This window comes from Marinobacter sp. MBR-105 (genome assembly GCF_053628895.1).
In genome coordinates, this window is sequence record NZ_JBRJHG010000006.1 from 76,926 (window position 1) to 101,866 (window position 24,941).

Consider the following 24,941-nt stretch of genomic DNA (forward strand, 5'->3'; position numbering starts at 1 on the left):
ATCCCCGCCTGTCCGTGCGGGTTAGGGGTTTTACTGATATGCCACGCAACTTATAACAAGAAGGTAACTTCTGGGCAACTCAAAAGCGGATACAGGATGTATCTGAAGGCAATACCGCTTTGGTCGCAACCACATCATGCCGCAGGGAGTTAACTGTGCTAGCATCCTGCCCATTCATTCAGGCACCAGGGGTAACTCCGATGAAAGCAACCGTCGACTGGACCGGCAATGCCAGCTTCAAAGCAACCAGTGGCAGTGGCCACAGTGTTCAACTGGACGGCCCCCCGGATCATGGTGGCGAGAACCTGGGCCCACGCCCGATGGAGTTGCTGCTGATGGGCGTAGGTGGCTGCTCCTCCTTCGATGTGATGAGCATCCTGAAGAAAAGCCGCCAGGACGTGACCGCCTGTCACTGTGAGCTTGATGCGGAGCGCGCTGATGAGGTGCCGGCTGTGTTCACCCGCATTCATCTTCATTTTGTGGTTAGCGGAAACAACCTGAAGGAAAAGCAGGTGGAGCGCGCAGTCAGCCTGTCTGCCGACAAGTACTGTTCAGCCTCGATCATGCTGGGCAAAGCCGGTGTCGAGATCACGCACAGCTTCGAAATCCAGGCCGCCAGCTAGAACGGCAGGGCAGATTCCGGCCAGCGCCCTGCAACCGCGGCTTTCCGTTATAAAAAATGTCATTGCAAATACTATTCAATGACACCTGCGGTATGCATAATACGCAACTTTCTCCGCCGGTCTGCGCAAAAGGTGAACAATGCCATTCACCCGGTCAGTAGTCGGTGGCGGCCTCGGCAGGGAGAGTTCCTCTCCCTGTGATCATTCATCTCCATTTCCCGGAGGGGCTGAGCATGGAAACCAAACTCCAGCTGCACGGTTTCAACAACCTGACCAAATCCCTGAGCTTCAACATCTACGACATCTGTTACGCGCAGACCGAAGAACAACGCGAAGCCTATATTGATTACATCGACGAGATGTACAACGCCGAGCGTCTGACCCAGATTCTGACCGATGTGGTCAAGATCATCGGCGCCAATGTTCTCAACATTGCCCGCCAGGATTATGAGCCTCATGGTGCGTCCGTCACCATGCTGATCGCCGAGCACGAACTGACCGACAGCGAAGCCAATAACGAAGAGTCTCCCGGCCCGCTGCCGGATACCATTGTGGCGCACCTGGACAAGAGCCACGTGACGGTGCACACCTACCCGGAAAGCCATCCCCATGACGGCGTGAGCACCTTCCGTGCGGATATTGATGTGTCTACCTGCGGTCTGATTTCACCGCTGAAGGTACTGAACTACCTGATTCACAGCTTCGACTCGGATGTGGTTACCGTTGACTACCGCGTACGCGGTTTCACCCGCGACGTGGACGGCACCAAGCATTACATCGATCACGACATCAACTCGATCCAGAACTACCTGACCGAGGATACCCAGAACGCGTATCAGATGATCGACGTCAACGTGTATCAGGAAAACCTGTTCCACACCAAGATGATGCTCAAGGAGTTCAACCTGGACAACTATGTGTTCGGAGTGAACGCCGGCGACCTAGACCCGGCAGAAGCCCAGTCCATCGAGGATCGCCTGCGCCGGGAAATGCTGGAAATCTTCTACTCCCGCAACGTGGAATAATCGCTCCGGGGGTGACGACGGGGCTCCCGTCGTCACCTTTTGATGCCTTCGTCAGTTTTTTTGACTTCCCCCGCCAGAATTCTGCGATTTCATCCCTTCCACCATCCCGGTTAAATAGCCCCATGACTAACCGAGAGGAGGACGGGATCATGCTTCGCTCCCTGAAACAAACCATTCCCGCACTGGCCACATCCGATGGCGCCGGGGTTCGTATCAAACGCTCATTGGGCCAGCGTCAATCCGTGCGCATGGATCCGTTCCTGATGCTGGATGAATTCGGTTCTGACCAGCCCCAGGACTATATTGCCGGCTTTCCGGCCCACCCGCACCGGGGCTTTGAAACCGTCACCTATATGATTGAAGGCCACATGCTGCATGAAGACCACCTGGGGAATCGCGGCAACCTCCGCAACGGTGGGGTGCAATGGATGACGGCAGGCCGGGGCATCGTGCACTCGGAGATGCCGCAGCAGGAATCCGGGGTCATGCGGGGATTCCAGCTCTGGCTCAACCTGCCGGCCGCTGAAAAAATGAAGCCCGCCGGTTACCGGGACATTCAGCCTGAAGAAATTCCAATAGCGCGTCAGCCGGGTGTTTCAGTCCGGGTAATTGCCGGTGAACTGGAAATCGGTGGCGGTGCCGTCACCGGTGCAGTCACCGGCGGCAGCACTGAGCCTGTGTACGCCGACGTCCATCTGGAACCCGGAGCGAGAGTATCTTTACCGGTACCTCAGGTGCTCAATGCTCTGGTCTACCTGTACGAAGGCGTCGCAAGTCTGGTGAGCGAAGACCGGAACCAGGCTCTGGTACCATCCTCGGCAAACATTCTGGACCAGGGGGATGAAGTTCTGATTGAAGGCGGAGAGGCCGGCGCAAAACTGCTGCTGATTGCCGGCCGCCCCATCGGCGAGCCAGTTGTCCAGTATGGTCCCTTTGTGATGAACACAACGGCCGAGATTGAGCAGGCGCTGGCCGACTACCGCGATGGCACCCTGACGGCCTGATCAGGCAAAGGTTCTGCCGGCCATCAGGCTCTGGACCATGGGCCGGATAATCAGGTCCATGGCCAGGGCCATTTTCGGCCCCGGGATCACCAGGGAATCGTGACGGGAAAGGCTGCTCTGGGGAATGGCCTGCAGTAACCACGGGAAATCCACATCCGTCGTTTCCCGAAAGTGAATCACCACCATGCTCTCGTCTTCACTGGGCACATCCCGGGCAACGAAGGGGTTGGAGGTGTCCACCAGCGGAATTCGCTGGAAGTTGATGTGGGTGTGAGAGAACTGCGGCACGATGTCGTGCACGTAATCGTCCATCCGATTGATGATGGTCTGAACCACGGCATCCTGGCTGTAGCCACGCTGATGGGTGTCCCGATGGATTTTCTGGATCCACTCCAGATTGACAATGGGTACCACACCAATCAACAAGTCAACGTACTGGGCAATATTATAGTTGTCGCTCACCACCCCGCCGTGGAGCCCCTCGTAGAACAGGGCATCGGTATCCGCAGGTAACGGGCCCCAGGGGGTGAAGGTTCCGGGTTTGTGGCCAGCGGCGATCAGGTCACGGTCTTCGTCATGAACGTACTGCCGGTATCGGCCATTGCCGGTATGGCTGTAGTCATAGAACAGAGCCTCCAGCCTATCGATATGATTCGCTGCCAGGGCAAAGTGGTTGCGTTCACCAAACTGCCCCTTGGCGGCAAGTCGGGCCATTTGTTCCCGGGTATACCGATGAAAGCTGTCGCCACTAACCATGGCGGCATCGATGCCCTCACTGGCAAACATGCGGCTGAAGATCTGCCCGGTTGTGGTAGTACCTGCCCCGGAAGATCCGGTAACGGCAATAATCGGATGGCGTCTGGACATAATAAGTTCAGGTTCCCGGATGTGCGTCAGACAAGGCTGGTCAGCAGTCGGGGCTTCTCAACCACAAAACCCTGAGCGTAATCCACGCCCAGTTGCCTCAGCATATCCAGAACCTCACGGGATTCAACCTGAGAGGCAATCACTTCCCGCTCCATGTAGTGAGCCATATCCACCATGGACCTGACCATGGCCTGGTCCGTCTGGTTGGCTGCCAGCTGGCCGGTAAAGGCACTGTCGATCTTGATCAGATCTACCGGCAACGATCGCATGAACTGGAAGGAGCTGGGACCGCTGCCAAAGTTGCCCAGACAGAACCGGCAGCCGAGCTCTTTCATTTCCAGCATGAAATCCGCCACCGATTGCAGATCATGAATGGCAGAGGCTTCCGTCAGCTCGAACCAGAGACGCTCAATAGGCGCATCCTTCTCACTGAGCTTTTCGTAAATGAATTCCAGCAGTGACTGGTCGTTCAACGAATAGCCGGACAGATTTATGCAGACACCGCCTACATGGCGCGGATCCGGCGACTGATCCCTCAGCCAATCCAGCATGTGCCCCACGACCCAGCGATCCACCGCCTGCATACGGTCATAGCGCTCGGCCATGCGGACGAAATCCTGGCCAGTAATCAGCTGCCCGCTGTCGTCGTACATACTGATCAGAATTTCATACTGCGCCCCCATGCGGGTGCTGCCGTGCAGAGGGATGATCTTCTGGCAACGCAGCAGCATGCGTTCTTCGTCCGGGTTGCTCAGGCCAGCCACACGGGCTGCAATCTGCTCTTGCCGGGCCTGGTCGTCTGCGTCGAGCGTGTATATAGAGAAACGGCCAGGGCCCTTGTCACGGGCAGAATTGAGCGCCTGTTCGGCGGCTTTCAGCCATTTCTCGGCGCTGATCAACGCGGGCAGTTCCGGCGCCAGACCAACATTGGCATTTAACGTGTAACACCGACCGCCATACTCGAAGGGCTCATCTGCAATGGCTTCCAGGAGCGCCTTGGCAATTTCCGGCCCCTGTTCTTCAGGCACCAGCATGGCAAATTCATTGCCCCCGGGACGAGCCACCGGCATGCCATCGCCCACATGCCGACAGATGACCTCCGCCACCCGTTTCAGGGTTTCATCTCCGGCCTGGTAGCCCGCCGTATCATTCAGCAATCGGAACCCGCGCAGATCCAGTTGTAATAAAGTCCGGCTGTCTTCCCGGCGGGCAAGTTGCTGTTCCAGCATACGCTCGAATTCCCGGCGGTTAAGCAGCCGGGTCAGTTCATCATGGGTGGATGCCCAGGACAGCTGGTCATAGACGTTGCGAACCATGCGGTCGATGCTCTCGTCTACCAGCGGCCGGTCATACTGATTGTCCGGTACGATGATGCCTTTGCGCATTTGTCTGGCCAGAGCCTCCAGCTCCAGCTCAACCACCCGCATACCCTGGTGGTTAACGAAGACAAACCGGCTGAAACTACGGGCAATCCACACCAGGCGGATGTACTGGGGATCTTCTGCCTTGGTCTGATCCCGCAGCCAGTCGCCGGTGCGCAATTGCTGGGCCCGGTTGATCCAGCGTTGCAGGCTGCGCTGTTCCCGTTCACTGAGCACCTGTTTGTCCGGGCGAGCACCACTGACCGCAGGCATTTCAACCATTTCCGGCGCCTTGTCAGGCCGACGCACCAGGAACTGTTTCAATTCATCCCGGATCTGGGAGGACGGCATATGGTTACTGGAGATCGACGCCAGCCCATCCTGAATCAGCCGCAACAGTTCCGGCAGGTTAATGCTGCTGTCCGGATCCTCGGCAAAGGCCATCAGCGAATCGATCACTGCCAGGTAATCCTGCCATAGCTGACTGTCCGGCCCCTGGCGAATCCACGTCAGCGACAACAGGTCGCGCCAGCCGCCGTCGAGCAGGCTGACCAGGGCCCTGGGGACCTTGCGGCCGGCCAGTTTGCTTTCCAGCGCGCTGGCCACGGCGGTTTTGGATTCGGCCACTTTCTGGGCACCTTCAGCGGCAGCGGTTACCCGCTCGACGTTACGGCGATACACCAGGTTCTGGCGGTCTATCAGGGTGTCCAGCTCACCTACGGTCTGCTCGAACACGCCGGTATCCTGTTCGAACTCGGTAGCAATGCGGTGAATCAGCTCATCCACCCGGCGCTGCACCACCGGGTTCAGCCGGCCACCCTTCACGCCCAGTTGTGCCAGGCGGTTCATCACACCACGAACCGGGCTGTCCTGGTCCTCAAAGAATTCGGGATCACGCATCACCACTTTCAGCACCGGCACTTCCAGCTGACGCATTCGGCTCTGGGCGTAGTCACTGAGTTTGGGACTATCGACCACGCTCCGGAAAAACCGGTCGACAACGTCCAGCGTTTCCTGCTGCTCAGCATTGAGCCGCGTGTCACCGGTTTGACGTATCTTTTCAACCACCCGGTCCCGCAAGGGCACGGCCGGCTCTTCCGGGGCCGCAGCGCGTAACTGCAGCTCCTGCAGTTCCCGGTGCAGTTCACCCTGAGAGAGCGGACGGGCATTGGCCGCAAACGGCTCTGGCGCTGGCTCTCCATTCTCCACACGACTGGCCTGCAGTGTTGTCAGCAGGTTCCTGACCGTGGCAAAGGCGGTCTGGGCTGCGCGAGTGTACCCCCGGAACTCTCCGGCTACCCGGCTTTTCAGCCCGTGGGCACTTTGCCCGGGCTTGCTTTCCGGCATCTCAGGCTGCGGTTTTTCCAGAGGTCTTTCGGGCTCCGGCTTCAGCGCCTGGGCCGGTGGCTCCTTCCTGACCGGCGCCTGTTCACTCAGATAACGGGACAGGTCCAGATCCGGCAACACACCATGCCGGATCAGGATATTGTTCAACTCCCGATACAACGGCTCCAGCTGTTTGATCACCGTCTGCTCAAACGTCTTCAGGCAGACCTTTTCAACGTCCCGGCTGACTTTCAGCTGGGCAAGCGCGTTATGGAAGGCTTCGCACACGAGGGCGGGACCGAGGGGATTATGATGGCCGGTGCGATTGGCGATACCTAACTTGTCCAGCCTCAGCTTGAGCTGCAGCAGGTCGCCACGGTATTGGGTATCAGCACGGGTAACCATCACCCGAATTGCCAGCCAGTCCTCAAACTCGTTTTTGTCTACCACCGACAACACTGAACCGGGCGCGCCTTTGGGCTCCGGTTTTAAGGGCGACTCCAGACTGCGGCTCATGTAATGCCAGAGCACCCGCTGGCGCCCCTGAATCTGGCCGGAGGCATCCATCAACTCATTGGCAAGCTGATCATTGGGGGCTTTCTGGGCCGCAACACGCAGGGCGTCCACCGTCTGCACAAAACAGGCATCCATCAGTGGCTCAATAAACCGCGTGACCGTTTTGGCACACTGGTGAAGAACAAACTGAACGCGCTCGCTGGGGGCGCGAAGTGATGACCGGGACTGATCACCGGAGCTGCCACACAACTGGAGCATGGCGTTGAAGGCATCGGAATCCGGGCGGGTAAAATGCACGCCCATGGCACCGTCAATGCGCCGGACCGGGCTGACATGAAGCTCGTATCGACGATTGCCCTCAAGACCGCGGAACCGAACCACCAGCTCGGTAACACCACCGCGGGCAAAGGCCCGTTCGATTTTGCCGGAGGTTTCACCCGAATAACGAATGAACATGCCTTCGGCACAGAAATCTGCAATCTGGCAGGGCCACGCCTCACCACTGCCGGCATCTATCTGAGCGGCAAGTTTGATCGGCTGTCGGGGGCTGCTGCGACGCTCTCTCGGATCCATGAACTACCTGACCAGTTGCAAAGCCGGCATGTTGCCGGATGCGGAAATCCGGCCAACGTCCCTGAGTGGGTGTAGGTTCGAGCTGTTATGATAAGGCCTGCGGCGGTCGGTTAAAAATCTGTGACAGCCGTCGGCGGATAAGGAATTGTACAGCCTCATACCCACAACATCATAATATGATGATTCATGAGACAGCTTAGTCAGATCTATCTCCTTTTGCTACTGGTAACACCCCTGAATGGCTGTACGACCATTGGCTACTATGGCCAGGCCATTGGCGGCCATGTGTCCCTGATGATGAAGGCCAGGCCCATCAACCAGGTAACCACAGCACCGGAAACCGACCCGGAACTTCGCCGACGGCTTGAGCTGGCAGCACAAGCACGAGAATTCGCGGCGAAAGAACTGGCCTTGCCGGTAGACGATGCCTTCAGTAAATACGTGGCGCTGGGGCGGCCATGGGTGGTGGTGAATCTGGTCGCCGTGCCGGAGTTTTCGCTTACCCCCCACCAATGGTGTTATCCGTTTGTGGGCTGCCAGTCGTATCGCGGGTACTTCCAGCTAGCCGACGCCCGACAGGAGCAGACGGCCTTTCGCGAACGCCATTATGATACCTTTATCGGCGCTGTTACCGCCTACTCCACCCTGGGCTGGTTCGATGATCCACTGCATACCGGGTTCACCTCCCTGGCGGATGACCGCATGGTCGCCCTGATGTTCCACGAGCTGGCCCACCGAGTTCTCTATATCAACGGTGATACCGCCTTTAACGAAAGTTTTGCCACCGCCGTGGAGCTGGAGGGGCTTCGGCTCTGGCTTCAGCAGCAAGGGGCACCGGAGGGTTTTGAGCGTGCCCTAGCGCGACTGCAGCACCGGCAACAGACGCTGGCACTGGTCGACGCCACCAGCGAACAGCTGCAGCAGCTTTATGCCAGCCAGAACCAGATGGACAAATCCATGCTGCGTGCGCACAAGGCCCAACTGCTCGATGAGCTGGCCCGGAATTACGCCAACCTGGCCGGGCAATACGAAGAGCCGGGGCCGTTTGGCCCGCCGCCGGTGCAGCTTAACAACGCACAGCTGGCATTGTTCCGGCAATATAATCAGCATGTTCCCGCCTTCCGACAGATGCTGAAAGAGCTGAACTACCGCTTCCACGATTTTTACCGGGCTGCCGAGGAGCTTTCCCGACAGCCAGCGGACAGTCGATCTGCGCAGTTGAAATTGCTGTCAGAGCGGTTTGTAGAAAACCTTTGAATTGCGCTGGGTGTTGTATGAGGCCAGCTTTGGCCCCGGCAGATCCTGCACGGCGGTGGGTACGAAACCGCGTTCCCGGAACCAGTGTTCGGTTTGGGTAGTCAGCACAAACAGTTTGTGGACACCCTGGCCCCGGGCCAGCTTTTCAACCATGGCGAGAATCTCGTCACCACGGCCGGCGCGTCGGTAGGAGGGGTCGACCGCAAAACAGGACAACTCTCCGGAGCCCTCCTCCGGATAATGGTATAGCGCGGCGCAGCCGACAATGGTGCCGTCCCGCTCCGCCACCACAAACCGGTCAATTTCGGTTTCCAGCATTTCCCGGGAGCGGCGAACCAGCACGCCCTGCTCTTCCAGCGGCTGAATCAGCTCCAGAATGCCCCCGATATCTTCTACCCGCGCCTGGCGAATCTGTTCGTAGTTATCACCGCTGACCAGGGTGCCGGAACCATCGCGGGTAAACAGCTCCTCCAGCAGGGCGCCGTCTTCGACATAACTGATGATGTGGGCACGCCGAACGCCTTTGACACAGGCATCGCAGGCGGCCTTGAGCAGGGCCGCGTCGTGGCCGGTGACGGCATTGTCGTTCAGGCGTTCGGACGCCTGACGGGCGGACAACTCACGTATCAGGCTGCCATCTTCTTCAAGCAGGCCTTCGTCGTCGATGAAGACAATCAGCTTCTCCGCCTGCAGCGCCGCGGCCACCTGGCTGCCAACATCCTCATAGGAAAGGTTGAAGGCATCACCGGTGGGCGAATAGCCCATTGGCGGCAGCAAAACAATATGCCCCAGCTCCAGCAATTGCTCGATGCCTCGGGTATCAACACGGCGGACGCGGCCGGTGTAGCCAAAATCAATGCCATCCAGCACGCCAACGGGTTTGGCGGTGACGTAGTTGCCGCTGCTGACCCGAATCCGGGCGTTATGCATGGGTGAGTTCACCAACCCCATGGAGAGCTGGCTTTCCAGGTAGGCCCTGAGCCCGCCAATGGCTTCCATAACCATCGGCAGATGGTTATCGGGGGTGATGCGCAAGCCCCGTGCGAAGGAGGATTCCAGGCCGGCATCATCCAGTCGCGACTGAATCTGGGGGCGGCCACCGAACGCCACCACCAACTTGACGCCAAGGCTGCCGAGCAAAGCGATGTCGTGGATGATGTTGATAAAATTGCGGTGCTCGATGGCATCCCCGGGCATGGTCAGGACGACGGTTCGGCCGCGATGGGCGTTGATGTACGGAGAGGAATGGCGGAATCCGTGCAGCCAGTCGTTTGATTTCAAACCTTTATTCCTTATACCCTGATAATGCTTGCCAAGAATGGAGAATGCCGGGACGGTTTTCCGCCCGCCTTACCGTTAGTCTACTCAAAGACAGAACCTTTTGATCAATCCCTTGAGGATATCCACCGTCGGCTGTAACTGGGACAGTTCAAGAAACTCGTCCGGCTGGTGCGCCTGGTCGATCGAACCTGGCCCCATCACCAGGGTCTCCAACCCCAGCTGCTGCAGCCAGGGTGCCTCCGTGGCAAAAGCAACGGCGTGTGCCGTGTGGCCCGTGAGTTTCTCACAGGCTTTGACCAGAGCGGCGTCGGCCGGGGTTTCAAACGGCGGTACGCCGTCAAACAGGGGGGCAAACGTGAGTTTGAGTTCCCGCCGCTCGGCCAGAGGCTGCATCCGGTCAAGAATCGCCTGGCGCAGGGTCTCCATGTTCATGCCCGGCAGCGGACGCAGGTCGAAGTGCAATTCGCATTGGGCGCAGATGCGATTGGGATTGTCACCACCGTGGATACAGCCCAGGTTCAGGGTGGGCACCTGTACCTCGAAGTTGGGGTTGCGGTACTTTTCCTGCCATTCGCTGCGCAGGGCCAGAAGTTCGCCGAGCGCCTCGTGCATGCCTTCCAGCGCGTTGCGGCCCAGGGCCGGGTTGGAGGAATGGCCCGATTGCCCGTCAAACCGCAACCGCTCCATCATGATGCCCTTGTGCATGCGCACTGGTTTGAGATTGGTGGGCTCGCCGATCACCGCGTAACGGGCTTTCGGTTTGCCAGCTTCTGCCAGTGCCCGGGCGCCATTCATCGAGCTTTCTTCGTCAGCAGTGGCCAGGATAATCAGCGGCTGCTGCAAGGGCTCGCCGGCAAAGGCTCTGGCGGCTTCAATGGCCAGCGGGAAAAAGCCCTTCATGTCGCAGGTGCCCAGACCGTACCAGCGGTTGTCCTTTTCCGTGAGACTGAACGGATCACTTTGCCAGCGTTTGTCGTCAAACGGTACGGTGTCGGTATGGCCTGAGAGTACCAGTCCACCCGGACCGCTACCCAGAGTGGCGATCAGATTGAACTTGCCGGGCATGCCCGGCACTTCCATGATCTCGACGGTAAACCCCAGGGGTTCGAGCCACTCTGCCAGCAGGCGGACCACACCTTCGTTACTGTGATCCCACTCCGGCGAGGCACTGCTGATGGATGGCAATGAAATCAGCCGGGCCAGCATTTCCCTGATACCCGGCACCCCTGTGCTTGCACTTGCGGTCACTTATTGCCTCCCGTCCCGGCGCTATTCCGGGCGGCCCCGGCGCCAGACTTCAAATTGTGTAATGGCACGAATCAGAATGGGGTACGCCACTTCGCCCCCGGCCACTGTGCGGGCGATTTCCATATCCCGCTCGCCAACGCTGACCAGTCGCCCCTCAACCTGGTTTTCATTCGAGAGCGTAACCTTTACGCGCCGGCCAAGCCAGGTATTGGCGTTCTCAACACTGTCAGGGTACCACTGCTCAAAATCCGGGTCTTCCGGCGGTACCACAGGCTCCATTGCCTGCGCAGGCAATGCTGGTTCCACCCGTTGCATTTCGGTCAGGTACACATCCGGCACGGTGGCACCGTTATAGGATACGCGCAGGCTGACGGTGTTTTCCGAATCGGTGCGTACGGGCAGCCCGAAGGTTTCCGAGCCGGGTGCAAGCATCATGGTCACCTCACCCCCTTCGGTCAGCCATTGCCGATACAGTGCCAGCAATTGCGGACTGGCTTCCAGGCCCCGAGCCTGCAGCCCTTTCTCCAATGCCGCGACACCCCGCCCGGCCCAGTCGCTGACCTCCAGCCCGGTCTCGCGGGCACAATAGGCAGAGAGGCGGCGCATCAGACCCGCGTCACGAACGGTCAGTTGCAGTGGCCCGGCCCCCATGGAGGCCGGGTCGGCCAGATTGCCCATGGTCAGTCTGGCGTCTGGCCAAACCAGCTCCAGGCTTCCGGTTTCACGGGTATTCAGTTCAAAACGCAGGGCATCGGGGGTCTGCTCCAGCAACATGTCGCCCCGGATATCAGGAATCCCCATACGCATCAAATCCCCACTACCCAGTTGCTGCCTTGGGTCCGGCGCACAGGACAGATTGGCTAGCGGGGCCTGGGCAGTTTCATCCGGCGCCGCCGTCACCCAGTTCCGGAACATGGTAGGCTCCAGCGTAATGCTGGCGCGCTCAACGGACAGCCGCCAACTGGCCGGCAAGCTGTCCGGGCTCATCAGTGTGGTCAACAGAGCGATTGGAGAGCCGGTTTCCAGTTCAATCAGGTCCATCTGCAATGGCTGAGTAAGCTGGAAGTCCTCCCAGTGCGCCTGCCGGAGGATGACCCGGCCATCCACAGAGGAGCTGATGCTCCCCCGCTCGAGTACACCGGATTCCGATAGTACCGTGCGCGCCTCTGCCAGACGCTGGTCCGTCAGCCACCAGACGCCAGCTTTAAAGCCGGCGAAGGCCACTATTCCTGTGATAACGAGAAATGACAGCAGGCGTTTCATCCGGTAACTCCCGGCCAGAAGTATCAGTTACGGGAAATCAGCGTACCGACCCCCTCGTCGGTGAAGATTTCCAGCAGGCAGGCGTGGGCGACACGTCCGTCGATGATGTGGGAGGTGCGCACGCCGTTTTCCACCGCACTCAGGGCACAGCGGATTTTTGGCAACATACCGCCATGGATGGTGCCGTCTTCAATCAGATCGTTCACCTGCTGGGCGGTCAGGCCGGTCAGCACTTTGTCCTCCTTGCTCTTGAGGCCGGAGACATTGGTCAGCAGGATCAGCTTTTCCGCCTTCATGGCTTCTGCCACCTTGCCGGCTACCAGGTCCGCATTGATGTTGTAGGAAGCGCCATCCGGCCCGACACCGATGGGCGCGATAACCGGGATCACGTTGCTGCGGGTCAGCATGTCGATAACATCCACGTTGACGCTTGCCACCTCGCCAACATGGCCAATATCGATGATTTCAGGCCGCTCCAGCTCCGGCGAGCGATTGACCACTTCCAGCTTCCGGGCCCGGATCAGATTGGCATCCTTACCGGTCAGGCCCACCGCGGTGCCGCCGTGGGCATTGATCAGGGAAACGATTTCTTTGTTCACCTGGCCGCCGAGCACCATTTCGACCACGTCCATGGTCTCCGCATCGGTAACCCGCATGCCGTTAACAAAGCGGGACTGGATATTCAGGCGTTCCAGCAGCTCTCCGATCTGGGGGCCGCCGCCGTGAACCACGATAGGGTTGATCCCCACCAGCTTCATCAGCACCACGTCCCGGGCGAAACTGCTTTTCAGGTCTTCGTTCTCCATGGCGTTGCCGCCGTATTTGATCACGACCGTCTTGCCGGTAAACCGTTGGATATAGGGCAGGCCCCGGCTCAGTACCGAGGCCACCTGCATTGCTGTTTCACGATCCAGCGCCATGATGTTGTGTTAATCCTTACGACAGTAATGGGTTTCAGAATTCCGCCACCAGGTCTGGTGCCGCTTTCTGCAGTTGCTCCCGGAACACGGATTTGATCCGCTCCAGTGCCTGTTCTGTTTCGGCTTCAAAGCGCAGAACCAGAACCGGCGTGGTATTGGACGCACGGCATAGCCCCCAGCCATCGGCATAATCTACCCGAATGCCATCGATGGTACTGATATTGCCGTCACCAAAATCCGCCTGCTGACCTAGCCGTTCAATGATGGCGAACTTGTCGCTCTCGGTCACCTCGACATTCAGCTCAGGGGTACTGATATCCTCGGGGAAGTCTTCAAAGACTTCATCGGAGTGACGATCCTCAATGCCCAGGATTTCCAGCAGCCGGGCAGCCGAGTAAAGGCCATCGTCAAAGCCGTACCAGCGTTCGCCGAAGAAGATGTGTCCGCTCATTTCGCCCGCCAGCAGGGCGCCGGTTTCCTTCATTTTCGCTTTCATCAGGGAATGGCCGGTTTTCCACATGATCGGGCGCCCTCCAGCTTCCGAGATCACGCTGGCCAGCCGGCGGCTGCACTTCACGTCATAGAGCACATCCGCGCCGGGATTGCGGGACACCACATCCCTGGCAAAGAGCATCAGCAGGCGATCCGGCCAGATGATCTTGCCGGTATTGGTAACCACGCCCAGACGATCACCATCGCCATCAAAGGCCAGCCCGATATCGGCGCCGGTCTCCTTAACCTTGGCAATCAGGTCCTGCAGGTTCGCGGGTTTGCCGGGGTCCGGGTGATGATTCGGGAAATCACCGTCCACTTCACAATACAGTGGCGTGACTTCACAGCCCAGCTCCTCAACCAGCATGGGGCCCAGCTCTCCGGCAATGCCGTTACCGGCATCGACCACCACTTTCAACGGCGCCGCCACAGCAATATCACCGACGATACGGTCCAGATAGGCGCGGCGTACGTCGTCCCGGGATTGCTCACCCTGCCCTCTGGCAAGGTCGGCGGTCTGGATGCGCTGGTACAGCTTCTGGATAGCTTCACCAGACAGGGTCTCTCCGCCCAGCATGATCTTCAGGCCGTTATAGTTGGCTGGATTATGGCTACCGGTCACCATAACGCCAGAACCGGTCTGCAGGTGATGGGTTGCAAAGTACAGCACCGGCGTAGGTATGGCCCCCAGGTGAATGATGTTACAACCGGTCGCCATGATGCCGCGCCCCAGGGCATCAGCCAATTCCGGACTGGAGTGCCGGCCATCGTAGCCAATACAGATATCTGTGACACCACGCTCGGTCGCTTCCGAGCCGATCGCGCGACCAATGACTTCAACCACCTCTGCCGAAAGGGTCTGACCGACGATGCCCCGGATGTCATAGGCGCGGAAGATTTCCGGGTTGATCTGAACCGAAGGCACCTCGGCCTCAGCCACTTCAGGAATGTCCTCGTCGAACAGGGAATCCTCGGAGCCACCAAAGCCGAGCACATCCTCGTCACCATCGAGCATGTCAATGTCCGGCATATCCTTGTCCTGAAACAGCGGTTCATCCTCCGCCGTCGCTGCCTTGCGGCGGGCAGGAGCCGCTTTGGGCGCAGCCGACTCCGCGGCCTTGGCCACCCGCTTCTCAACCATCTGCGACAGACGGAACAGCACTTCTCCGGTGGACGCCACCATATCCCAGCGCAGAGCCGGCAGTTTCATCCGCTCGCCTCCGAACACCTTGTGGGCCCACTGAATGAGCGCGGTCACATCCTGACGTATTCCACGCTGAGCGTTGCCAAGAAGCATCCAGACCAGAACCGCCGCCACCAGCGCAGGCACCCCCACCAGAATCGCCAGGAGAATGGTGCTTACCGGCGCCACCGGTGCCGAGGCGGGTTGGTAACGGACAGACCAGTCCGGGTTGATCAGGGTGCGAGACAGCTCAGGGCCGCTGCCGTTACCGGCGCTGGCCACCGTTCGTGAAGCGCCGGACACGGATTGGACCAGTGACAGCTGGCCCCCGAGTTGCGGGTTACTCACGGCCAGCATTGGCCGTATGTGGGAGGCTTCAAAAACCGCCAGCACGCTACCAACCACGGCATCGCTTGTGGGATGACGCACTGCCGCGGCAAATTGCAGATACCACTGATTGTCGCGGGGGAAGGCGTCCGGCAACAGGTTCTGTCCATTTTCTGCCCGCCGGGCCAGTTCCAGGCCCGCAAATCCCAGCAGGGTATCGCCGTTACCGGTCCGGGGCACTTCCCGGTAAGGGAAGACAAACACCTGAGCGGAACCGGGCAGCGCCGTTTGCAATTGTCCGGCGAGATTGGCCAGATCAGACCGCTCGGCCAGAGCAAGGGCAGCGTAACGCTGGTTCGCCACCGCCCGAACCTGTTCCTGCAGCGCCGTCAGTGACTGATTCAGGCGACGTTGCGCAGTGTCTACTTCCATGGCGCTGGCCGCCTCATAGCGGGCCTCTCCCGCGGGCACCACCACCAGAAAGTGGGCCAGCACCACCGCGACCACGCCGGCCACCAGCACCACCAGCGATTGGTTCAACCCGACCGATCCGAGTTTCTTTAAACCGGAGCCAGCGGCTTCTTTTGACGTTTTGGACGGTTTCTGTTTCTTTCCGGGTTTCTTGTCCGGCTGCTCATCACCGGAAGACGCGTTGGTTTTTTTCTTGGCGAATTTCATAATGCATCCCGCAGTTATTTTCTTTCCCGGATAGGTCTGTATCCGCTGAGTATAGACGCCGGCCAGTTATCTCGCTGCCAGGTAAAGATGCCCGACTCAGTGGCTCCCGGTGGAGCCAAAGCCACCTTCACCCCGGTCACTGGCATCAAATTCGGTCACAATCTCGAACTCCGCCTGTACCACAGGCACCAGCACCATCTGGGCAATACGTTCGCCCACCTCGATGGTGAATGGCGTCTGGCCCCGGTTCCAGCAGGACACCATCAACTCGCCCTGATAGTCGGAATCGATCAACCCCACCAGATTGCCGAGCACGATCCCATGCTTGTGTCCGAGCCCGCTCCGGGGCAGGATCATGGCAGCCAACCCCGGGTCGGCAATATGCACAGACAGGCCGGTGGGAATCAGGTGGGTCTCACCCGGCATAACGGTCTTGGCTTCCTTTAATGCCGCCCGGAGATCAAGGCCTGCAGAGCCTTCCGTAGCGTATTCGGGAAACGGAATCGCGGTACCAATGCGATCATCCAGAACCCGTACCTCAAACTTTCTTTTACTCATGCCTGTTCAATCCTGTTGCTGTGGTCTGCAATCAACGCCACCAGACGGGCAGCGATCGCCTGTTTGCTGTCCGGCCCGATGGATTCCGAACCCTCAGGCCAGAACACCGTAACCGCATTTCGATCGCTGCTGAAGCCGAGCCCGGGCACGGACACATCGTTGGCGACAATCATATTGAGTTTCTTGCGCTGCATCTTGTCGGTCGCATAGCGCGCCACATCCGTAGTCTCGGCCGCAAAGCCGACCGTGAAAGGCGCATCAGCCCTGGCTGCGATGGTCGCCAGGGTATCGGGGTTACGGACCAGCGCCAGGCTCATGTTGTCGTTGGTTTTCTTGATTTTCTCGCTGGCGAACACCTCGGGCCGGTAATCTGCCACCGCGGCCGTGGCGATAAAGATATCGCAGCCTTCATCGACCGCCTTGCTGGCGGCTTCCAGCATCTCCTGAGCGGTGCCGACAGGCCGGACATCAACCCCCGCTGGGGCCGACAGACTGACAGGTCCACTGACAAGCACCACCTTGGCTCCCGCGGCAACGGCTGCACCGGCCAGGGCATAGCCCATCTTGCCCGAGCTGTGATTGGTAATGTAGCGCACCGGATCGATCGGCTCCCGGGTTGGCCCGGCCGTGATCACCAACCGTTTGCCTGACAGCGGCCCGGTAGTTTCAACCACGCCCTCTCCGTTTACCAGACGAGCCAGACGTTCCGGCTCAAGCATGCGCCCAGGACCGGTATCACCGCAGGCCTGTTCGCCCTGGTCCGGTCCCCAGACGGTAATCTGCGGGTCTTCCGTCAACAGCGCCAGATTCCGCTGGGTACGGAAGTTCTTCCACATGGCCTGGTTCATTGCGGGGGCCAACGCTATCGGCGCTTCGGTGGCGCAACAGACCGTGGTCAACAGGTCATCGGCCAGCCCATGGGCCAGACGGGCCATAAAATCCGCAGACGCCGGCGCTACCACAACCTGATCGGCCCACTTGGCCAGCTCGATGTGCCCCATGCCAGCCTCGGCTTCCGGGTCAAGCAGCGAGGAGCGCACCGGTTCGCCGCTCAGAGCCTGATAGGTCAGCGGCGCAACAAATGCCTCCGCCCCCCGGGTCATGACAACCCGGACTTCGTGCCCCGCTTTTTTCAGCAGTCGAACCAGCTCCGCACTTTTATAGGCGGCGATACCACCGGTAATTCCCAACAATATTCGCTTGGCGGTCATGCGGGCTCCGTAATCCCGTAAAATGAAAGAGTTATAAGATAGCATGCCGAGCGCAGACGGACAGCCCGCCAGAACCCCTGTTCGTTTACCAAATGTTACCTTTTGGAGTAACCTTTGTAATTTCGAGAACCCGGTGCAGGACGCACTCCCCCGAAACCAGCAAGGAAGCAAACATGCCACCCAGCCATTGGCCCGCCGATGAGCGGCCCCGTGAGCGATTGCTCACTCACGGCCCTGAATCATTGTCAGATGCCGAACTCCTGGCCATTTTCCTGCGTACCGGTACCACCGGCATGCCGGTGATGGCCCTGGCCCGACACCTGATCACCGAATTTTCCGGACTGCGCGGCCTGATGACCGCTTCCCGCCGACAATTCTGCGAGGTCAAAGGCCTGGGCACCGCCAAATATGCCCAGGTGCAGGCTGCCATGGAAATGGCGAGGCGAGTGATGGACGAGCCGCTGCGCCAGGGCGATCCGCTGCGCTCACCGGAAGATACCCGGCGCTTTCTCACCAGCCGCCTGGGCACTTATCCTCATGAAGTGTTCGCCGGCCTGTTCCTGGATAACCGTCACCGGGTCATCCAGTACCGGGAACTGTTCCGGGGTACGATAGACGGCGCAGCGGTTTACCCCCGGGAGGTGGTGCGCCAGGCTCTGGAGGACAATGCCGCCGCAGTCATCTTTGCCCACAACCATCCGTCAGGCGTGGCCGAGCCAAGCCAGGCTGACATTTCCCTGACCCGCCGGCTGAAAGAGGCCCTGGGACTGGTCGATATCAGGGTTCTTGACCATATGGTTATCGGCCACGGTGAGGTAATATCCCTTGCTGAACGAGGATTGATGTAGCCCCGTGAAGGATACCGCTCCGAAACTGGCCAAATTCCCAACAATTTTTTGCGTTGGTCGGCCAGTTCTGGTATAAAAGCGTCCCTTTCTGGCGGCGTCTGGCGAGCAGCGTTCTGTTTCAGAAGCGCAAACCGGCAGCAGGTATGGCTCCGGAGCAACCAGAGACGCATTAAAAACGAATTCGTATTGATAGAGACCATTGCTCAGGTCGGAGGCAAGTATGTCCAGAGTTTGTCAGGTTACCGGTAAGCGTCCGGTTACCGGTAACAACGTTTCCCACGCGATGAACCACACTCGTCGTCGTTTTCTGCCGAATCTGCAGAACCACCGTTTCTGGGTTGAGTCCGAGAAGCGTTTCGTGAAGCTGCGCGTTTCCACCAAGGGCATGCGCATCATCGACAAAAAAGGCATTGACGCTGTGCTGGCCGATCTTCGTGCCCGCGGCGAGAAAGTTTAAGGAGCCGCATCATGCGCGAGAAAATCAAGCTGGTATCTTCAGCAGGCACTGGTCACTTCTACACGACCAAAAAGAACAAGCGTAACACCCCGGAAAAAATCGAGATCAAAAAGTACGATCCGGTTGTCCGTAAGCACGTTGCGTACAAGGAAGCCAAGATCAAGTAATTGATCCTGCCTCCACAAAAAACCCGGCATCTGCCGGGTTTTTTATTGCCTGGACGCATCAGACAAGACTCAGAATGTTTCCAGATAGCCTTTGGGCAGCGCCACATCCATGGCAATGGGAAGGTGGTCGGAAACCGGATAGCTCACCACTTCAGAGCGCCGGATTTCCAGAGAGGGACTGACAAGAATATGGTCAAGCGCCTTTTCCGGGCGCCAGCTCGGGAAGCTGTGCGCGGTGTCGGGCAGCGGAATCAGATCGGTTTCTTTCAGCGGTGTTCGTGTCAGCAACTGCTCTGCATGGGCATTCATATCCCCCATCAGCACCACATGCCGATAGCTCGCAATCTGCTCACGGATAAAGCCAAGTTGCTTCTGCTGGGCCGACTTGCTGAGAGAGAGATGCATCAGCACCAGTACCAGCGGGTCTTCCTCATCCCCGTAGCGCGCAATGATGGCGCCACGTCCGGGAATCAGTCCCGGCAACTTGTGTTCAGTGACATCCAGCGGGCGGAAACGGCTCAACAGGCCATTACTGTGCTGGGCAATCTGGCCGAGGTTACGATTTAATTGCTGATACCAGTAAGGAATCCCGGCCGCCTCGGCCAGGTATTGCACTTGATTGATGTAACCACTGCGGAGACTGCCGCCATCACACTCCTGCAGGGCAACCACATCATACTGGCTGAGCAGGGTGGCAATCCGATCCAGGTTTTCGTAGCGCCGGCGATTGGGCAGAAAATGCTGCCAGCTGCGGGTCAGGTAATGGTGATAGGACGAAGTGTTGATACCAACCTGAATATTGAAAGTCAGTAGCCGGATGTGCCTGTGAGCTTCAAACTCCGGCACATGCTCGCTCCCGGAACAAGTGCCCCGGGAGCTTTCCTGGTTTCTGAGTATACCGTTCAGCTGGTTACGGATTCGCTTGTACATTATCAGCCGCTTCTCCGGTCAGCCCATCCAGCGCCCGGCGAACCGCATGGCGCCTTACTCAGACCCGCTGCGCTCTTTTTCCGCCAGATACTCGACCACCTTCAGGGTGTTTTCGTGACTACCCGCCATGGAGGCACTTACCACGTACTTGCCATCAACCAGCATAGTCGGTGTACCGGTAATGCGCGCGCCACGAATCTTGGCCTGGGCCTGCTGCACTCTGGCACGCACCCCGAAACTGTTGTAGTTTTCCAGAAACTTCTCGGCGTTCACGCCATACCCGGCAACAAAATCAGCCAGAGCTTCCGGGGTATTGAGGGGACGGCGCTCTCCGGCCAGGGCATCGAACAGCGCGTCATGCACCTTGTCCAGCTCGCCCATCGCCTCAAGGGCATAGAATGCGTAGGCATGCGGCTCCCAGCTGCGACCCAGTGCCGCTGGCAGCTTCACATAGTTGATGTAGTCCGGAGCCTCCGCTTCCCAGGCTTCAGCCAGCGGCTTGAAGTTGTAGCAGTGCGGACAGCCGTACCAGAAGACTTCCGCCACTTCGACACCGTTATCCGATGCCGTTCTTACCGGATTATCCAGTACCCGGTAATGCTCTCCGGCCACCCAGGGCTGGGCATTGACCAGGGAAGCGGCAGACAACAGTGAAAGTGCCAGAACGGCGGAAGACGTCAGGGTTCTGATCATCGGGAATCTCCGTGCCATCAATGAATTTTAACGGGGATTATGACCCAGGGATGCGGAAAAGTTCCACCGGAGGGCCAAAGGAATGCGTTACCGAACGGTTAGGTATTATGAATACCGGATACCAAAAACCCCGCCGAGGCGGGGTTTTCAGTCGTAACTGACGGCTGTCGATCAGTTCAGGCCGGATACGTAGCTGGCGACCGCCTCAATCTCAGCGTCTGTCAGCTTGGAGGCAACATCCATCATGATGCCGGCATTCGCGCCTCCAGCACGCTCACCCGCCCGGTAAGCCTTCAACTGCTTGATAACATATTCTGCAGTCTGCCCGCCCAACGCAGGGTAACCTGCCGGCTCGTTGCCAATGCCGGAGGGGTTATGGCAACCGGAACAGGCCGGTACACCAGAGGCCATATTGCCGCCGCGGTACAGTGCCTGACCCTGCTCAACCAGATCCGGATTGGCCTGACCAACAACCATTTCCTGGCTGTTGAAGTAGGCAGCCAGATCCTGCAAATCCTGATCGGACATGGCGTTGAGCAGGCCCGTCATTTCAGGAATGGCACGATCCCCGGATTTGATGTCAACCAGCTGGTTGTACAGATATTTCTCGCCCAGACCGGACAGTTTCGGATACACAGCCATTACCGGCTTGGCTCCGCCCTGACCATGACAGCCCGCACACACTGCTGCGTTCTGTTCACCCGCTGCCGGATCTCCTGCCCCGTGAGCCATCGCTGTAAGGCCAACTCCGAGAACAACTCCTGCGATCAGTCTTTTCATGCTCGCTCCGCTTCTCTCATCTTTGCATCTTGAAAGTATTCTTCGTTGTGCAGCCGGCAGGCACTGGGTCGTCAGGCGCAAAACCGGGGCATACAGCGGCAACGCGAGGCGTCCCGCCGGAAATTGGTGTAGCATTATACATTAATCGCCGATAACTGAAATCCAAAGGAACACCAACCGTCGTGGACCCTGATCTGACTCAAAAAAGCCTCTCGTTCAACAGCGCCCGTTTTCTCATCAGCGCCTCCAAACTGGACGAATGCCCCCCCGACCATGGCGCTGAAGTTGCCTTTGCCGGCCGCTCCAATGCGGGCAAATCCAGCGCCCTGAACGCTATCACCGCCAACGGCAAACTGGCCCGCACCAGTAAAACGCCCGGCCGGACCCGGCTGATCAACTTTTTCAGCCTGAACCGGGAACATGCCCGTCTGGTCGACCTGCCCGGTTACGGCTATGCGAAAGTGTCCCGGGACATGAAAGACGACTGGCAACAGCATCTCGGCCATTACCTGAATGATCGCCGCTGCCTGCGTGGCCTGGTTCTGGTGATGGACATCCGGCACCCGCTCACAGATTTCGACCAGATGATGGTGGAATGGTGTGAACATAACCACCTCCCGCTCATGATTCTGGCCACGAAGGCCGACAAACTGAAGTTTGGTCAGGCAAAAACCGCCATGCTGGGTATCGCGAAAAAGCTGAAGGAATATCAATGTGTGGAGCACCTCATCATGTTCTCCGCCACCTCCAAGCGCGGAGTCGACGAGTGCCGGGAAGCGCTGACCCACTGGCTGGAAGCCTCGGAACAGGCGCCGGTTGAGGCATAAAAAGCCGGCCTGAAGAAGACAGGCCGGTGAAAACGTCAGGGTTTGCGACGTGCTATGTGCCTCTGCAACCACAGAGGCCGAAAACCTGAGAACTCACTCAGGAGACGCAGGGAGTGTCCGGTTCCCAACGTCATCAGCTGTGACTGCGCCGCATTCAAAAAGTTCAATATCAGATCAAACTTTGACCAGACCAGCCAGGCTCATGCCTCAACGCCAGAGATACCCTGGGCCTCAGGCAAGGTAGGACGGTATTTTTCTCGCAATGCCAGCACCCGTTCACGATACTCCGGCGTGAGATAGGGCACTTCCAGGGTAAGCACCTGATAGATCCCCTGTTTTAACTCGGTCAGGGACAGACTGGCAGGCTCCTCGGCCGCATGAGCCGTCTTCAGGAAAGCCATCCAGTTGGTAATCACCAGCCAGACATTCAGTGACATGGCCGAACGCAGATCCTCCGGCTGAGGCTGGATAATGCCGGCATCCGCCAGCTTTGCGAAGATCCGGTTGATGGCCGCCAGACAGCGATTGGTAAACTCCCGGTAGTCCTGGCGCAGCCGCGGGTCACTGTCGAGCAGGTATTCCAGATCCCGGTGGAAGAAGCGATAGCTCCAGAGGCCGTCAAACACCGACTCCAGATAGAAGGTCATATCCTCCAGGGTGATCGGTCGGTCTTCCGGAATATCCAGGTAGTAGTCCACCAGCTTTTCATATTCCTGGAAAATCTCGTAGATGATGTCGGACTTGTTGCGGAAGTGGTAATACAGATTACCCGGCGATATCGCCAGGTGCGCGGCAATGTGATTGGTGGTGATGTTGCGCTCACCCTTGTCATTAAACAGCTCCAGGCTGGATAACAGTATCTTGTCTCTGGTTTTCATCGTCATGCCGGTGTTTGTTGTTATCAGTGTCACGGATGGCCTAAAGAGCCATCCGGCTTTCTTGACTGCCTAGAGTATATACTCTAATAATAGCCTCAAGCGCAAATCGCACAGATTTTGGCCAACGACAATAACCGACTGCCAGCGCCTGTCGCTCCAGGCAGTCAGGGGGAGAAAACCATGGGTGCCACCGTCGTCCAGCTCACCGAGAGCAAAAAGCAGATCCAGCACACGCATCGCGTCTTTGAGGACCAGAAGAAGGCGTTCCGCAACAACCCGATGCCGTCCCTGACCGAGCGCAAAGAGAACCTCAAGCGCCTGAAACGGGCGCTACTGGCCCATCAGGATCGCCTGGTCGAGGCCATCGATCGGGATTTCAGCTGTCGCTCCAAAGACGAATCCCTGATCGCCGAAGTCATGCCGTCTATTCAGGGCATCAATTACACGCTGAAGAATCTCGGCGACTGGATGAAGCCCTCCAAACGCCATGTTTCGGTTCTGTTCCAGCCCGCCAGCAACAAGGTTTACTACCAGCCCAAAGGGGTTGTAGGCGTCATCGTGCCCTGGAATTACCCTCTGTATCTGGCAGTCGGTCCACTGGTCGCTTCCCTGGCGGCTGGCAACCGCACCATGATCAAGATGTCGGAATTCACTCCGCACACGTCGGCCCTGTTCAAGGAGATCATCGAGTCGATGTTCCCGGAGGATCTGGTGTCGGTGATCACTGGCGAGGCCGATGTGGCGGCCGATTTCTCCCAACGGCCTTTCGATCACCTGCTGTTTACCGGTTCTACTTCGGTGGGCAAGCTGGTGATGCGCGCGGCAGCCGAAAACCTGACACCGGTAACTCTTGAGCTCGGCGGCAAATCCCCGGCCATTGTTTCGCCGGATGTGCCGATGGAAGATGCGGCCCAGCGTATCGCCTTCGGCAAAGCCTTCAATGCTGGCCAGACCTGCGTGGCACCGGACTATGTGCTCTGCCCTGCCGACCGGGTGCAGGCGTTCGTGGATGAATTCCGGGCGCGGTTCGCCGAGATGTACCCGAGCCTGCGGGATAACGACGACTACACGGCCATCATCAATGAACGCCAGTACAATCGTTTGCAGGGCTATCTGGAAGATGCCAGGGCCAAGGGGGCTGAACTGGTGGAGATCAATCCCGCCAACGAGAACATGAAGGACGGTACCCGGAAGATTCCGCTGACACTGGTGCTGAAGACCACGCCGGACATGAAGGTGATGCAGGATGAAATTTTCGGCCCGATCCTGCCGGTCATCAGTTACGGCAGTCTGGACGAGGCGATCCATTACATCAATGACCGGCCACGGCCGCTGGCGCTGTATTTCTTTGGCTATGACAAGTCCCACCAGCAGCATGTGGTGGACAACACCCATTCCGGCGGCATGTGCATCAATGATGCCCTGATGCACGTGGCCCAGGACGACCTGCCGTTCGGCGGGATTGGTGATTCCGGTATGGGGCACTATCACGGTAAGGAAGGCTTCCTGACCTTCTCTCATCACCGGGCGATTTTTACCAAGCAGAAGTTCAACAGCGGCAAATACGTGTATGCGCCCCATGGTACGGCGGCGCATCGGTTGGTATATAAGCTGTTTATTCGTTAATCAGAGAACACCACTTCTCTCC

22 protein-coding genes are annotated in these 24,941 nt (G+C 58.5%); 9 read left to right on the plus strand and 13 right to left on the minus strand.

Annotation, left to right across the window (positions count from 1 at the left end):
• Nucleotides 1-200 precede the first annotated feature (200 nt).
• The 3 genes from ACSSVV_RS08895 to ACSSVV_RS08905 all read left to right on the plus strand — a co-directional run bounded on the left by ACSSVV_RS08895 (nucleotide 201) and on the right by ACSSVV_RS08905 (nucleotide 2,652).
• Nucleotides 201-623, plus strand: coding sequence for an OsmC family protein (locus tag ACSSVV_RS08895; RefSeq protein ID WP_011786961.1), 423 nt, complete (start codon nucleotides 201-203; stop codon nucleotides 621-623).
• Between the two features lie 233 nt (nucleotides 624-856).
• The gene (gene speD / locus ACSSVV_RS08900) at nucleotides 857-1,648 is read left to right on the plus strand and encodes an adenosylmethionine decarboxylase (RefSeq protein ID WP_454106123.1); all 792 of its coding nucleotides are present in this window, start codon (nucleotides 857-859) and stop codon (nucleotides 1,646-1,648) included.
• A gap of 149 nt (nucleotides 1,649-1,797) precedes the next feature.
• Complete coding sequence (locus tag ACSSVV_RS08905) at nucleotides 1,798-2,652, plus strand: pirin family protein (protein WP_454106124.1); 855 nt, start codon at nucleotides 1,798-1,800, stop codon at nucleotides 2,650-2,652.
• Here ACSSVV_RS08905 and ACSSVV_RS08910 read toward each other — a convergent pair whose 3' ends face one another.
• Nucleotides 2,653-3,519 (minus strand): phosphoribulokinase, encoded by an 867-nt coding sequence (locus tag ACSSVV_RS08910; protein WP_454106125.1) that lies wholly within the window; start codon nucleotides 3,517-3,519, stop codon nucleotides 2,653-2,655.
• Between the two features lie 26 nt (nucleotides 3,520-3,545).
• Entirely contained in the window at nucleotides 3,546-7,295 is a 3,750-nt protein-coding gene (locus tag ACSSVV_RS08915) for a DUF1631 family protein (protein WP_454106126.1), read from the minus strand.
• A 186-nt stretch (nucleotides 7,296-7,481) separates the two neighbouring features.
• Between ACSSVV_RS08915 and ACSSVV_RS08920 the strand changes: the two genes are divergently transcribed.
• Nucleotides 7,482-8,552, plus strand: coding sequence for an aminopeptidase (locus tag ACSSVV_RS08920; protein ID WP_011786966.1), 1,071 nt, complete (start codon nucleotides 7,482-7,484; stop codon nucleotides 8,550-8,552).
• Here the strand turns inward: ACSSVV_RS08920 and argA are convergent.
• The 7 genes from argA to coaBC all read right to left on the minus strand — a co-directional run bounded on the left by argA (nucleotide 8,526) and on the right by coaBC (nucleotide 17,713).
• Nucleotides 8,526-9,833, minus strand: coding sequence for an amino-acid N-acetyltransferase (gene argA / locus ACSSVV_RS08925; protein ID WP_023012053.1), 1,308 nt, complete (start codon nucleotides 9,831-9,833; stop codon nucleotides 8,526-8,528). The two genes, ACSSVV_RS08920 and argA, sit on opposite strands and share 27 nt — an antisense overlap.
• Before the next feature lie 84 nt (nucleotides 9,834-9,917).
• Nucleotides 9,918-11,081, minus strand: a complete 1,164-nt coding sequence (gene argE, locus ACSSVV_RS08930; RefSeq protein ID WP_014422828.1) for an acetylornithine deacetylase — start codon at nucleotides 11,079-11,081, stop codon at nucleotides 9,918-9,920.
• 21 nt (nucleotides 11,082-11,102) lie between these two features.
• Nucleotides 11,103-12,344: a hypothetical protein gene (locus ACSSVV_RS08935; RefSeq protein ID WP_022993181.1), complete on the minus strand. Its 1,242-nt coding sequence runs from the start codon at nucleotides 12,342-12,344 to the stop codon at nucleotides 11,103-11,105.
• Nucleotides 12,345-12,367: 23 nt separating this feature from the next.
• The gene (gene argB, locus ACSSVV_RS08940; protein WP_014422830.1) at nucleotides 12,368-13,264 is read right to left on the minus strand and encodes an acetylglutamate kinase; all 897 of its coding nucleotides are present in this window, start codon (nucleotides 13,262-13,264) and stop codon (nucleotides 12,368-12,370) included.
• Between the two features lie 34 nt (nucleotides 13,265-13,298).
• Nucleotides 13,299-15,944 (minus strand): phosphomannomutase/phosphoglucomutase, encoded by a 2,646-nt coding sequence (locus ACSSVV_RS08945; protein ID WP_023012054.1) that lies wholly within the window; start codon nucleotides 15,942-15,944, stop codon nucleotides 13,299-13,301.
• A gap of 96 nt (nucleotides 15,945-16,040) precedes the next feature.
• Nucleotides 16,041-16,502, minus strand: a complete 462-nt coding sequence (dut, locus tag ACSSVV_RS08950; protein WP_023012055.1) for a dUTP diphosphatase — start codon at nucleotides 16,500-16,502, stop codon at nucleotides 16,041-16,043.
• Nucleotides 16,499-17,713 carry a bifunctional phosphopantothenoylcysteine decarboxylase/phosphopantothenate--cysteine ligase CoaBC gene (gene coaBC, locus ACSSVV_RS08955; protein WP_023012056.1) on the minus strand — a complete coding sequence of 405 codons (1,215 nt, stop codon included), beginning with the start codon at nucleotides 17,711-17,713 and terminating at the stop codon, nucleotides 16,499-16,501. Before coaBC ends, dut begins: the two co-directional genes overlap by 4 nt.
• A gap of 173 nt (nucleotides 17,714-17,886) precedes the next feature.
• Here coaBC and radC point away from each other — a divergent pair, with 173 nt between their 5' ends.
• From radC to rpmG, 3 genes are all read left to right on the plus strand, one after another.
• Nucleotides 17,887-18,561, plus strand: coding sequence for a RadC family protein (gene radC / locus ACSSVV_RS08960; protein WP_014422834.1), 675 nt, complete (start codon nucleotides 17,887-17,889; stop codon nucleotides 18,559-18,561).
• Nucleotides 18,562-18,781: 220 nt separating this feature from the next.
• Nucleotides 18,782-19,018: a 50S ribosomal protein L28 gene (rpmB, locus tag ACSSVV_RS08965; RefSeq protein ID WP_011786975.1), complete on the plus strand. Its 237-nt coding sequence runs from the start codon at nucleotides 18,782-18,784 to the stop codon at nucleotides 19,016-19,018.
• Nucleotides 19,019-19,029: 11 nt separating this feature from the next.
• Nucleotides 19,030-19,185, plus strand: a complete 156-nt coding sequence (gene rpmG, locus ACSSVV_RS08970; protein ID WP_008173465.1) for a 50S ribosomal protein L33 — start codon at nucleotides 19,030-19,032, stop codon at nucleotides 19,183-19,185.
• A 69-nt stretch (nucleotides 19,186-19,254) separates the two neighbouring features.
• Here the strand turns inward: rpmG and ACSSVV_RS08975 are convergent, their stop codons facing one another.
• The 3 genes from ACSSVV_RS08975 to ACSSVV_RS08985 all read right to left on the minus strand — a co-directional run bounded on the left by ACSSVV_RS08975 (nucleotide 19,255) and on the right by ACSSVV_RS08985 (nucleotide 21,588).
• Nucleotides 19,255-20,115, minus strand: coding sequence for an endonuclease/exonuclease/phosphatase family protein (locus ACSSVV_RS08975; RefSeq protein ID WP_011786976.1), 861 nt, complete (start codon nucleotides 20,113-20,115; stop codon nucleotides 19,255-19,257).
• Between the two features lie 54 nt (nucleotides 20,116-20,169).
• Nucleotides 20,170-20,808, minus strand: a complete 639-nt coding sequence (locus tag ACSSVV_RS08980) for a thiol:disulfide interchange protein DsbA/DsbL (protein WP_011786977.1) — start codon at nucleotides 20,806-20,808, stop codon at nucleotides 20,170-20,172.
• Between the two features lie 171 nt (nucleotides 20,809-20,979).
• Nucleotides 20,980-21,588, minus strand: a complete 609-nt coding sequence (locus ACSSVV_RS08985; protein WP_011786978.1) for a c-type cytochrome — start codon at nucleotides 21,586-21,588, stop codon at nucleotides 20,980-20,982.
• Nucleotides 21,589-21,770: 182 nt separating this feature from the next.
• Between ACSSVV_RS08985 and yihA the strand changes: the two genes are divergently transcribed.
• Complete coding sequence (yihA, locus tag ACSSVV_RS08990; RefSeq protein WP_011786979.1) at nucleotides 21,771-22,415, plus strand: ribosome biogenesis GTP-binding protein YihA/YsxC; 645 nt, start codon at nucleotides 21,771-21,773, stop codon at nucleotides 22,413-22,415.
• 200 nt (nucleotides 22,416-22,615) lie between these two features.
• Here the strand turns inward: yihA and ACSSVV_RS08995 are convergent, their stop codons facing one another.
• Complete coding sequence (locus ACSSVV_RS08995; RefSeq protein ID WP_022993185.1) at nucleotides 22,616-23,293, minus strand: TetR/AcrR family transcriptional regulator; 678 nt, start codon at nucleotides 23,291-23,293, stop codon at nucleotides 22,616-22,618.
• Between the two features lie 180 nt (nucleotides 23,294-23,473).
• Between ACSSVV_RS08995 and ACSSVV_RS09000 the strand changes: the two genes are divergently transcribed.
• Nucleotides 23,474-24,919, plus strand: coding sequence for a coniferyl aldehyde dehydrogenase (locus tag ACSSVV_RS09000; protein ID WP_011786981.1), 1,446 nt, complete (start codon nucleotides 23,474-23,476; stop codon nucleotides 24,917-24,919).
• The last annotated feature ends 22 nt before the right edge of the window (nucleotides 24,920-24,941 follow it).

Coding starts and splice junctions, on each gene's coding strand:
- ACSSVV_RS08895 (WP_011786961.1), top strand. CDS start 201: ATGAAAGCAACCGTCGACTGGACCGGCAATGCCAGCTTCAAAGCAACC.
- speD (WP_454106123.1), top strand. CDS start 857: ATGGAAACCAAACTCCAGCTGCACGGTTTCAACAACCTGACCAAATCC.
- ACSSVV_RS08905 (WP_454106124.1), top strand. CDS start 1,798: ATGCTTCGCTCCCTGAAACAAACCATTCCCGCACTGGCCACATCCGAT.
- ACSSVV_RS08910 (WP_454106125.1), bottom strand. CDS start 3,519: ATGTCCAGACGCCATCCGATTATTGCCGTTACCGGATCTTCCGGGGCA.
- ACSSVV_RS08915 (WP_454106126.1), bottom strand. CDS start 7,295: ATGGATCCGAGAGAGCGTCGCAGCAGCCCCCGACAGCCGATCAAACTT.
- ACSSVV_RS08920 (WP_011786966.1), top strand. CDS start 7,482: ATGAGACAGCTTAGTCAGATCTATCTCCTTTTGCTACTGGTAACACCC.
- ACSSVV_RS08935 (WP_022993181.1), bottom strand. CDS start 12,344: ATGAAACGCCTGCTGTCATTTCTCGTTATCACAGGAATAGTGGCCTTC.
- argB (WP_014422830.1), bottom strand. CDS start 13,264: ATGGCGCTGGATCGTGAAACAGCAATGCAGGTGGCCTCGGTACTGAGC.
- ACSSVV_RS08945 (WP_023012054.1), bottom strand. CDS start 15,944: ATGAAATTCGCCAAGAAAAAAACCAACGCGTCTTCCGGTGATGAGCAG.
- dut (WP_023012055.1), bottom strand. CDS start 16,502: ATGAGTAAAAGAAAGTTTGAGGTACGGGTTCTGGATGATCGCATTGGT.
- coaBC (WP_023012056.1), bottom strand. CDS start 17,713: ATGACCGCCAAGCGAATATTGTTGGGAATTACCGGTGGTATCGCCGCC.
- radC (WP_014422834.1), top strand. CDS start 17,887: ATGCCACCCAGCCATTGGCCCGCCGATGAGCGGCCCCGTGAGCGATTG.
- rpmB (WP_011786975.1), top strand. CDS start 18,782: ATGTCCAGAGTTTGTCAGGTTACCGGTAAGCGTCCGGTTACCGGTAAC.
- rpmG (WP_008173465.1), top strand. CDS start 19,030: ATGCGCGAGAAAATCAAGCTGGTATCTTCAGCAGGCACTGGTCACTTC.
- ACSSVV_RS08975 (WP_011786976.1), bottom strand. CDS start 20,115: ATGTACAAGCGAATCCGTAACCAGCTGAACGGTATACTCAGAAACCAG.
- ACSSVV_RS08980 (WP_011786977.1), bottom strand. CDS start 20,808: ATGATCAGAACCCTGACGTCTTCCGCCGTTCTGGCACTTTCACTGTTG.
- ACSSVV_RS08985 (WP_011786978.1), bottom strand. CDS start 21,588: ATGAAAAGACTGATCGCAGGAGTTGTTCTCGGAGTTGGCCTTACAGCG.
- ACSSVV_RS08995 (WP_022993185.1), bottom strand. CDS start 23,293: ATGAAAACCAGAGACAAGATACTGTTATCCAGCCTGGAGCTGTTTAAT.
- ACSSVV_RS09000 (WP_011786981.1), top strand. CDS start 23,474: ATGGGTGCCACCGTCGTCCAGCTCACCGAGAGCAAAAAGCAGATCCAG.